Below are 9804 nucleotides of genomic sequence, written 5' to 3' on the forward strand. Positions count from 1 at the left end.
GTGCGGACGCGTCCGCACGGACCCCTTTTCGTTCGCTTCCTTGTCTGTTTTGGATCGATTCATGTCGATCCGGATCGATCTGGGACCGCCGAAGGGGGCGCGAGCCATGACCGACCAGGACTTCCACCCGGGTCTCACGCCCGGGCATCTGGGCGCACCGGTGCTGGAACCGGAGGGCCGTCCGCCGGGTGCGCCCCGTCCGCGCTTCGATGCGCCCGATCCGCACCGACGGCGCAACGGGCTGGCCTGCGGGCTCACCGCGCTCGCGCTGATCGCGGTGTTCGGCGGGGTCGGGCTGACCGGGTACACCTGGATCCAGGCGCAGCGCAAACCCCCGGCCGCCGCCGACTTCGCCGGGCAGGGCACCGGCAGCGTGCAGGTCTCGGTGCCGGAGGGCGCCGGCCTCTCCCAGATCGCCTCCGCGCTGGTCCGCAACGGCGTGGTGGCCAGCTCGCTCGCCTTCACCCGGGCCGCGAAGGGCAGCGCGGCGGCGGCCGGGCGGATCCAGCCCGGGACGTACACGCTGAAGCAGCGGATGTCGGCCGCGGCGGCGCTGGCGGTCCTGATCGACCCGGCCAACGCCAACGGCCTGACCATCCCCGAGGGCTGGCGCGGCTACCAGATCTACGCGGCCATCGACAAGAAGCTGAACCTGCCCGCGGGCACCGCCCAGAAGACCGCCCAGGACCAGGGCGCCGAACTCGGCCTGCCGGACTTCGCCAACGGCAGCCCGGAGGGCTACCTGTTCCCGGCGACGTACAGCGTCACCGAGGGCACCACCGCCTTCGACCTGCTGAAGCAGATGGTGGACCGGGCCGGCCGGGAGTTCGGCCGGGACGACGCCACCGTGGTCGCGCAGAACCTCGGGCAGAGCGTGTACGGGCTGATCACCGTGGCCAGCATGGTCCAGGGCGAGGCCGACAACACCGAGGACATGGGCAAGGTGGCCCGGGTGATCTACAACCGGCTGGCCAAGGGCATGCCCCTGCAGCTGGACTCCACCATCAACTACGCGCTCGGCCGCTCGACCCTGAACACCTCGGTGACCGACACCAGGCTGGACTCCCCGTACAACACCTACCTGCACGCCGGGCTGCCGCCGAGCCCGATCTCCAACCCCGGGCGGCAGGCGATCATGGCCGCGCTGGACCCGACGCCGGGGGACTGGCTGTACTTCGTCACCGTGAAGCCGGGGGACACCCGCTTCACCGACAGCTTCGACGTCCAGCAACGCAACGTGGCGGAGTTCAACGCCAACCGGGCGGCGGCCAAGCCGAGCGGCCCGGCGTCGGGCGCGCCCTCCGACCCGGCGGCGACGGCCCCGGGGGCCTCGGGCGGGGCCGGTGCGCCTTCCGCTCCCGGTGCGGGGACGCCGTAACGGAGTTGTGTGCCGTCGGTGAGATCGCTCACTGACGGTGCGTCCGCCCGGCCGGGGGTAAGGCTGCGGTACGGTAACGTCTCCCTCCAGGCGCTGCGCTAGCACGCCGGTTCGAGAATCAGCCGGGACCGCGTCGTCCCGGACGGCCGGTTTGATCCTCCGGTCGTCACCGTCGGTTAAGGGGATCAATGACCGATCTGGGCGGGGGCTACAACCCCCAGGGCGAGCCGTGGCACCCCGGTGATCCCGGGTACGACGGCCGGCAGCCGGTCCCCGGCCAGCAGGACGGCCAGTGGCAGCAGCAGTACCCGCAGCAGGGCCAGCAGGTCCAGCAGCAGTACGGGGACGTGCAGCAGGGGTACGCGCAGCAGCAGATGGCGCCGCAGATGCAGCAGCAGATGATGGCGCAGCAGGGCTACCAGCAGCAGACCCCCCAGCAGCAGATGCCGCAGCAGGGCTACCCGGGCGGTCAGCAGGGCTACCAGCAGCAGATGGCGCAGCAGCAGGCGCCGGTGCAGCAGCAGGGCTACCCCCAGCAGGGGTACGTGCCGCAGCAGCCGCAACCGCAGCAGCCGATGCAGCAGGGGTACGCGCAGCAGCAGGCGCCGGTGCAGCAGCAGGGTTACCAGCAGCAGGTCCAGCCCCAGCAGGTCCAGCCCCAGCAGGTCCAGGCGCAGCAGCCGCTTCAGCAGCAGCCCCCGCAGCAGCCGGCCCCCGAGCAGCAGGCTCCGCAGCGGCAGGTGCCGAGACGCCGGGCCAAGCCGCAGCCGGCCCCGGAGCCGGTGCCGGCCTCCGGCCCCGGCCCGGACGGGATCGACTGGGAGGCCGAGGCCGCCGCGCTGGAGGCCGGCGCCGATCCGGTCGGCGCCGCGCGCGAGGGCGGGACGGACGAGTGGGACGGCCACGCGGACGGCGGCCGCCACGAGGACGACGGGTACCCCGACGAGCACGCCGAGGCCGGGGAGGCCGGCTTCCTCGGCGAGCAGGACGACTCCCGCGAGGCCCAGAAGAAGCGCAAGGAGAAGGGCAAGAAGTCGGGCCGCCGCAACGGCGGCGCCTGCCTGCTGGTCGCCGCGGTGCTGCTCGGCGCCGTCGGCGGGGCCGGCTGGTGGGGCTACGGCTTCTACCAGGACCACTTCGGCCCGGCGCCGGACTTCACCGGCGAGGGCACCGGCACCGTCCAGGTCGAGGTCAAGAAGGGCGCGGTCGGCGGGCAGATCGGCCTGGCGCTGAAGAACGCCGGCGTGGTCAAGAGCGTCGACGCGTTCAACACGGCCTGCAAGGCCGAGCCCAAGTGCGGCACCATCCAGTACGGCTTCTACGTGCTGAAGAAGGAGATGCCGGCCACGGCCGCGCTCAAGGAGCTGCTCGCCCAGGCGGGCGGCGCGGCGATCGTGATCCCGGAGGGCAAGAACTCCTCCGAGATCTACGCCAAGATCGACGACAAGCTGAAGCTGCCGCCGGGCACCACGGCAGGCGTCGCCAAGGCGCAGGTCAACGATCTCGGCCTGCCGGCGTACGCGAACGGCAACATCGAGGGCTTCCTCTGGCCGACCCGCTACAACATCGCCGATGGCATGAAGCCCGAGGACCTGCTCAAGCAGATGGTGAAGAACGCCACCGAGAAGTACGCCGGCTTGGACGCCCAGGCCGCTTCGGTGGGGCTGAAGACCGGCTACGAGGTGCTCATCGAGGCGAGCATCCTCCAGCGCGAGGGCAACAACCCGGAAGACTTCGCCAAGATGGCCAAGACCATCCAGAACCGGCTGGCGGCCGGCGGCGAGATCAACCACCGGCTCGGCATGGACACCACGCTCCAGTACTCGCTGGGCCGCAAGGACCTCGACAAGAAGGACATGGACGACGCGTCCAACAAGTACAACACCTACGTGAACCAGGGCCTGCCGCCCGGTCCGATCTCCAACCCCGGCGACGAGGCGCTCAACGCGACGCTGCACCCGGCGGACGGCAAGTGGCTGTACTTCATCGCGATGTCCCCGACCCAGACCCGGTTCGCCGAGACGAGCAAGGAGCACTACGCCAACGTCAAGGAGTACTGCCAGTCGGCCGGGCAGGGCTTCGACGAGGCGCGCGGCCACTGCACCACCAAGAAGTAGCCGCACCACCAGGAAGCAGCCGCGGCACCAGGAAGCAGCCGCGGCCGGACGATAGTTCGCCAGTTCGCGGAGAGAAGCGTTGACCAGCAAGCACCGGGCGGCCGTTCTCGGCTCGCCGATCGCCCACTCGCTCTCGCCGGACCTGCACCGGGCCGCCTTCGCGGCGCTCGGGCTGGACGGCTGGCGCTACGACGGCTTCGAGGTCGACGAGGCCGGGCTGCCCGGGTTCGTCGCCGCGCTGGACGAGGCCGAGTGGGCCGGGCTGTCGCTCACCATGCCGCTGAAGCGGGCGGTCATCCCGCTGCTCGACGAGGTCAGCGCGACGGCCCGCTCGGTGGACGCGGTGAACACCGTGGTGTTCACCGCCGACGGCCGGCGCACCGGGGACAACACCGACGTCCCCGGGCTGGTCAACGCGCTGCGCGAGCGCGGGATCACCGAGGTGCCCGAGGCGGCCGTCCTGGGCGCCGGGGCCACCGCCTCCTCGGCACTGGCCGCGCTCGCCCAGATCTGCACCGGCGAGGTGACGGTCTACGTGCGCAGTGCCGAGCGGGCCCGGGAGATGGCCGAGCTGGGCGAGCGGCTGGGCGTCGCCGTCCGCACCGCCGACTGGGAGCTCGGGGCGCAGGCGCTGACCCGGCCGTTGACCGTCTCCACCACGCCGGTCGGCGCGACCGACGTCTTCGCCGAGGCGCTGCCCGCCGAGCCGGGCGCGCTGTTCGACGTGCTGTACCACCCGTGGCCGACGGCGCTGGCCGCCGCCTGCGCGGGGCGCGGGGCGACCGTCCTGGGGGGTCTGGACCTGCTGGTGCACCAAGCGGTGCTGCAGAACGAGGCCTTCACCGGGCGGACGCCCGGGCCGCTGGCGGCGATGCGCGAGGCGGGGGAGAAGGCGCTCGCCGGGCACTGAGCCCGGCCCCGGCGGACTCGGGCGGGCCCGGCCCCACGGCCGGGTGCCCGCCCGCCCTCCGTCCGGTTTCCCGGGCGGTTCCCGGCCGGATCGTGGCCGGTTGCTGTCCGTCACGCGGACTGTGCCCCCGGGTGCCGCTGGGGCATGAAAGGATTCAGGTACAAAAGGCACGCCCGGGGCGGGCCCCGGCGGTGCCGTGGTCCGGTCCGCTGATGAAGGAGCTCCGTTGGGTACGTTGCGCTGGCTGACGGCGGGGGAGTCGCACGGCCCCGCACTCGTCGCGACGCTGGAAGGCCTGCCCGCCGGTGTACCGGTCACCACCGACGTGGTGGCCGACGCGCTGGCGCGCCGCCGGCTCGGTTACGGCCGCGGGGCGCGGATGAAGTTCGAGCAGGACGAGGTGACCTTCCTCGGCGGCGTCCGGCACGGTCTGACCATGGGCAGCCCGGTCGCGATCATGGTCGGCAACACCGAGTGGCCGAAGTGGGAGCAGGTCATGTCGGCCGACCCGGTCGACCCCGAGGTCCTGGCGGGCCTGGCCCGCAACGAGGCGCTCACCCGCCCCCGGCCCGGCCACGCCGACCTGGCCGGCATGCAGAAGTACTCGATCGACGAGGCCCGGCCGATCCTGGAGCGCGCCAGCGCCCGCGAGACGGCCGCCCGGGTCGCGCTGGGCGCCGTCGCCCGCGCCTACCTCCGCGAGGTGGCCGGGATCGAGATCGTCAGCCACGTGGTCGAGCTGGCCGCCGCCAAGGCGCCGGCCGGCGTGGTGCCGCTGCCCTCGGACGAGGCCAAGCTGGACGCCGACCCGGTGCGCTGCCTGGACGCCGACGCCTCGAAGGCGATGGTCGCCGAGATCGACCAGGCCCACAAGGACGGCGACACCCTCGGCGGCGTGGTCGAGGTGCTGGCGTACGGCGTGCCGGTGGGCCTCGGCTCGCACGTGCACTGGGACCGCCGGCTGGACGCGCGGCTGGCCGCCGCGCTGATGGGCATCCAGGCGATCAAGGGCGTCGAGGTCGGCGACGGCTTCGACCTGGCCCGGGTGCCGGGCTCCCAGGCCCACGACGAGATCGTCCCGACCGCCGAGGGCGTCAAGCGCACCTCCGGCCGCTCCGGCGGCACCGAGGGCGGCCTGTCCACCGGCGAGGTGCTGCGGGTGCGCGCCGCGATGAAGCCGATCGCCACCGTGCCGCGGGCGCTCCAGACCCTGGACGTGCGCACCGGCGAGCCGGCCAAGGCGCACCACCAGCGCTCGGACGTCTGCGCGGTCCCGGCCGCGGGCATCGTCGCCGAGGCGATGGTCGCGCTGGTGCTGGCGGACGCGGTGAACGAGAAGTTCGGCGGCGACAACGTCTCCGAGACCCGCCGCAACGTGCAGGGCTACCTCGACAACCTGATCATCCGATGACGAACCCCGTTGTCGTGCTGGTCGGCCCGCCCGGCAGTGGCAAGTCCACCGTCGGGCGGATGCTGGCCGAGCGCCTGGGCGTCGGCTTCCGGGACACCGACGCCGACGTCGAGGCGACGGCCGGCAAGCCCATCCCGGAGATCTTCATCGACGAGGGCGAGCCGCACTTCCGCGCGCTGGAGGCGGCCGCCGTGCGCGCGGCCGCCGAGGGGCACGACGGGGTCCTGGCGCTCGGCGGCGGCGCGGTGATGGCCGAGGCCACCCGCGCGCTGCTGCACGAGCTGCCGGTGGTCTTCCTGGAGGTCCCACTCGCCGACGCGGTCAAGCGGGTCGGCCTGGACGCCCCGCGCCCGCTGCTGGCCGTCAACCCGCGGGCCCGCTGGCGCGAGCTGATGGAGGCCCGCCGCCCCCTCTACCTGGAGGTGGCCACCGCTGTGGTCGACACCGCCGGGCGCACCCCGGAACAGGTCGCGGACGCCGTACTGGAAGCACTGGAGCTGAAGACCCCCCATGACTGACACCACCGTCAGGATCCACGTCGGCGGCAGCGCCGGCCACGACCCGTACGACGTGCTGATCGGGCACCAGCTGCTCGGTGAGCTGTCTCCGCTGATCGGGACCCGCGCCAAGCGGGTGGCGCTCATCCACCCGGAGGCGCTCGCCGCCACCGCCGACGCGATCCGCGAGGACCTGCTCGGCGAGGGCTACGAGGCCATCGTGCTCCAGGTGCCCAACGCCGAGGACGCCAAGAGCGTCGAGGTCGCCGCGTACTGCTGGTCGGTGCTCGGGCAGACCGGCTTCACCCGCAGCGACGTCATCGTCGGCCTCGGCGGCGGTGCCACCACCGACCTGGCCGGCTTCGTCGCCGCGACCTGGCTGCGCGGGGTGCGCTGGATCTCCATGCCCACCACGCTGCTCGGCATGGTCGACGCGGCCGTCGGCGGCAAGACCGGCATCAACATCGCCGAGGGCAAGAACATGGTCGGCGCCTTCCACCCGCCGGTGGGCGTGCTGGCCGACCTCGACACCCTGGAGACGGTGCCCAAGCACGACTACGTCTCCGGCCTCGCCGAGGTCATCAAGTGCGGCTTCATCGCCGACCCGGCCATCCTCGACCTGATCGAGGCCGACCCCGAGGGCGCCAAGACCCCGTCCGGCCCGCACACCGTCGAGCTGATCCGCCGCGCCATCCAGGTCAAGGCCGACGTGGTCTCCGGGGACCTCAAGGAGTCCGGCCGCCGCGAGATCCTCAACTACGGCCACACCCTCGGCCACGCCATCGAGCGCAACGAGCGGTACAAGTGGCGGCACGGCGCCGCGATCTCCATCGGCATGGTCTTCGCCGCCGAACTCGGCCGCCTGGCCGGGCGGTTGGACGACGAGACGGCTGACCGGCACCGCACCGTGCTGGCCTCGGTCGGCCTGCCGCTGAGCTACCGGGCGGACGCCTGGCCGAAGCTGCTGGACGCGATGAAGATCGACAAGAAGTCGCGCGGCGACCTGATCCGCTTCATCGTGCTGGACGGCCTCGGCAAGACCTCCGTACTGGAGGGCCCCGACCCGTCGCTGCTGGTCGCCGCGTACGCGGAGGTCTCGGCGTGACCAGGGTGATGGTGCTCAACGGCCCCAACCTGGGCCGGCTGGGCAGCCGCGAGCCGGACGTCTACGGCGCCACCTCGTACGCCGGGCTGGTCGAGCGCTGCACCGCGCTGGGCAAGGAGTTCGGCTTCGAGGTCGAGGTGCACGAGACCAACTCCGAGCAGCAGATGGTGGAGTGGCTGCACGAGGCGGCCGACGGGCAGGTGCCGGTGGTGATCAACCCCGGTGCGTTCACCCACTACTCGTACGCGATGCGGGACGCCGCGGCCCAGCGCACCGCGCCGCTGATCGAGGTGCACATCTCCAACCCGTACGCCCGGGAGACCTTCCGGCACACCTCGGTGATCGCCGCGGTGGCCTCCGGCACCATCGCCGGTTTCGGGCTCGGCTCCTACGAGCTGGCGCTGCGCGCGCTGGCCGAGCGGCTCACCACCCGCTGAGGGTACGGGCGGTGGCCCGGCGGCGGACTGTGCCCGCTGCCGGGCCGCCGTGTAGTGTCCCCGCTGAGAAGTGTCGGGAGGTGCCGTGACGCAGTACACCGGAGGCGGGCAGGTCCCGCCGCGTCCCGTCGCCCCGCCGGTGGCGCCGGGGGGCGGAACGCGGGGGACGTCGTCGGGGGCGCAGCCGCTCTCCCCGCAGCCTCCGCCGTCCCCGCCGCCGGGCCGGCCGGTGCCAGCGGCGCCCGTCACTCCCGGGCCGACCGGCCCCGGGCCCGCCGCCCACCCCGTTCCCGCCCACCCGGCTCCGGCCCCCGCGGCCGTACCCGTGCCGAGCGCGCCGCCCGTGCCCGCCGGGGGCACCGGGCACTTCGTGCTGCCGTCCGGCGCACCCGTCCAACTGCCCGCCCACCCGCCGCGGCAGCACGCGGCCACCGGGCCGATAGCCGTCCTGCTGATCGGACCGGCCGGGGCCGGCAAGACCACCGTCGCCCGCCACTGGGCCGAGCGGCGGCCCACCCCGACCGCGCACATCAGCCTGGACGACGTCCGCGAGTGGGTGCAGGCGGGCTTCGCCAACCCGCAGTCCGGCTGGAACAACGCCTCCGAGGCGCAGTACCGGCTGGCCCGCCGCACCTGCGGCTTCGCCTGCCGCAACTACCTGGCCAACGGCATCTCCTGCATCATCGACGACGCCGTCTTCCCGGACCGCCCGGCGATCGGCCTCGGCGGCTGGAAGCGGCACATCGGCCCCGGCATGATCCCGGTCGTGCTGCTGCCCAGCCTGGACTCGGTGCTGCACCGCAACGCCCGGCGCAGCGGCAACCGCCGGCTCGGGGACGAGGAGGTGGCCCGCATCCACGGGCGGATGGCCGGCTGGTACAACTCCGGGCTGCCGATCATCGACAACTCCGCCCTGGACGTCGCCGGGACGGCCGCCGAGCTGGACCGCGTCATCCTGGCCCGGCTGATGGGCGTCCCGGTCCGCTGACCCGCGGCGGCACGGGGCTGTCGGTGCCGGCTGCGATGATGGACGGGTCCAGTCGCCGAGCCCGGAGGAGCCGACGCCCGTGCCCGAAGGCCACATCATCCACCGCCTCGCCACCGAGAACCGCGAGGCCTTCGGCGGCCGCCCGGTGCGGGTCTCCAGCCCGCAGGGCCGGTTCGCCGACGAGGCCAAGGTGATCGACGGGCAGCTGCTCACCGGCGCGGAGGCCACCGGCAAGCACCTCTTCCTCGGCTTCGAGGAGGGCGCCTGGGTGCACGTCCACCTCGGCCTCTACGGCGGCTTCACCTTCGGCACCGGCCCGGCGCCCGCGCCGGTCGGGCTGGTCCGGCTGCGGCTGGAGAACGAGGACGGCTACGCCGACCTGCGCGGGCCCAACACCTGCGCGCTCGTCACGGACGACCAGAAGGCCGCCGTCGCCGCCCGGCTCGGCCCCGACCCGCTGCGCGCCGACGCCGACCCGGAGGCCGCCTGGCGCCGGATATCGGGCAGCCGGACGACCGTCGCGGCGCTGCTGATGGACCAGAAGGTGCTGGCCGGCGTGGGCAACGTCTACCGGGCCGAGGTGCTGTTCCGCCACGGCATCGACCCGCACCGGGCCGGGCGCGACCTCACCCGCCGGGAGTGGGACGCGATCTGGGCCGACCTGGTCGCCCTGATGCGCGAGGGCGTCACCGCGGGCCGGATCGACACCGTCCGCCCCGAGCACACCCCCGAGGCGATGGGCCGCCCGCCCCGGGTGGACGACCACGGCGGCGAGGTGTACGTCTACCGGCGGGCCGCCATGCCCTGCCTGGTCTGCGGCACCGACGTGCGGACGGAGGAGCACGCCGCCCGCAACCTCTTCTGGTGCCCCGCCTGCCAGGCGGCGTGACCGGCCCCGGCCGGGACGCGCAACGCCCCCGTGTCGTGGAGAGCCCTTCTGACCTGCGACGATGGACGGGTG

The 9804-nt window shown here is 73.5% G+C and carries 9 protein-coding genes; all 9 read left to right on the forward strand.

The features are described from left to right. Window positions 1–106 precede the first annotated feature (106 nt). The 9 genes from mltG (ACFU7Z_RS28270) (at window position 107) to ACFU7Z_RS28310 (ending at window position 9732) form a co-directional block, all read left to right on the forward strand. Complete coding sequence (gene mltG / locus ACFU7Z_RS28270) at window positions 107–1378, forward strand: endolytic transglycosylase MltG (protein ID WP_117487154.1); 1272 nt, start codon at window positions 107–109, stop codon at window positions 1376–1378. Window positions 1379–1566: 188 nt separating this feature from the next. Further along, the gene (gene mltG / locus ACFU7Z_RS28275; RefSeq protein WP_380780498.1) at window positions 1567–3495 is read left to right on the forward strand and encodes an endolytic transglycosylase MltG; all 1929 of its coding nucleotides are present in this window, start codon (window positions 1567–1569) and stop codon (window positions 3493–3495) included. A gap of 79 nt (window positions 3496–3574) precedes the next feature. Continuing rightward, on the forward strand, window positions 3575–4405 hold the full coding sequence (locus ACFU7Z_RS28280) for a shikimate dehydrogenase (protein WP_380780500.1): 831 nt from the start codon (window positions 3575–3577) through the stop codon (window positions 4403–4405). A gap of 226 nt (window positions 4406–4631) precedes the next feature. Further along, a complete protein-coding gene (gene aroC / locus ACFU7Z_RS28285) occupies window positions 4632–5816 on the forward strand; it encodes a chorismate synthase (protein ID WP_107086502.1) in 1185 nt (394 codons plus the stop codon). After that, on the forward strand, window positions 5813–6334 hold the full coding sequence (locus ACFU7Z_RS28290) for a shikimate kinase (RefSeq protein ID WP_049653982.1): 522 nt from the start codon (window positions 5813–5815) through the stop codon (window positions 6332–6334). Before aroC ends, ACFU7Z_RS28290 begins: the two co-directional genes overlap by 4 nt. After that, window positions 6327–7418: a 3-dehydroquinate synthase gene (gene aroB, locus ACFU7Z_RS28295; RefSeq protein WP_049653979.1), complete on the forward strand. Its 1092-nt coding sequence runs from the start codon at window positions 6327–6329 to the stop codon at window positions 7416–7418. The genes ACFU7Z_RS28290 and aroB overlap by 8 nt, the downstream gene beginning before the upstream one ends. Window positions 7419–7426: 8 nt before the next feature. Next, window positions 7427–7855 (forward strand): type II 3-dehydroquinate dehydratase, encoded by a 429-nt coding sequence (gene aroQ, locus ACFU7Z_RS28300; protein ID WP_049653999.1) that lies wholly within the window; start codon window positions 7427–7429, stop codon window positions 7853–7855. A gap of 85 nt (window positions 7856–7940) precedes the next feature. Further along, window positions 7941–8843: an AAA family ATPase gene (locus ACFU7Z_RS28305; RefSeq protein WP_380780503.1), complete on the forward strand. Its 903-nt coding sequence runs from the start codon at window positions 7941–7943 to the stop codon at window positions 8841–8843. 79 nt (window positions 8844–8922) lie between these two features. Further along, window positions 8923–9732: an Fpg/Nei family DNA glycosylase gene (locus ACFU7Z_RS28310; RefSeq protein ID WP_049656544.1), complete on the forward strand. Its 810-nt coding sequence runs from the start codon at window positions 8923–8925 to the stop codon at window positions 9730–9732. Window positions 9733–9804: the final 72 nt, after the last annotated feature.

This window comes from Kitasatospora sp. NPDC057518, assembly GCF_042802075.1.
Classification (GTDB): domain Bacteria; phylum Actinomycetota; class Actinomycetes; order Streptomycetales; family Streptomycetaceae; genus Kitasatospora.

Excerpts from the sequence above, each read along its gene's own strand:
- mltG (WP_117487154.1), top strand. The coding sequence starts at position 107 with ATGACCGACCAGGACTTCCACCCGGGTCTCACGCCCGGGCATCTGGGC.
- mltG (WP_380780498.1), top strand. The coding sequence starts at position 1,567 with ATGACCGATCTGGGCGGGGGCTACAACCCCCAGGGCGAGCCGTGGCAC.
- ACFU7Z_RS28290 (WP_049653982.1), top strand. The coding sequence starts at position 5,813 with ATGACGAACCCCGTTGTCGTGCTGGTCGGCCCGCCCGGCAGTGGCAAG.
- aroB (WP_049653979.1), top strand. The coding sequence starts at position 6,327 with ATGACTGACACCACCGTCAGGATCCACGTCGGCGGCAGCGCCGGCCAC.
- aroQ (WP_049653999.1), top strand. The coding sequence starts at position 7,427 with ATGGTGCTCAACGGCCCCAACCTGGGCCGGCTGGGCAGCCGCGAGCCG.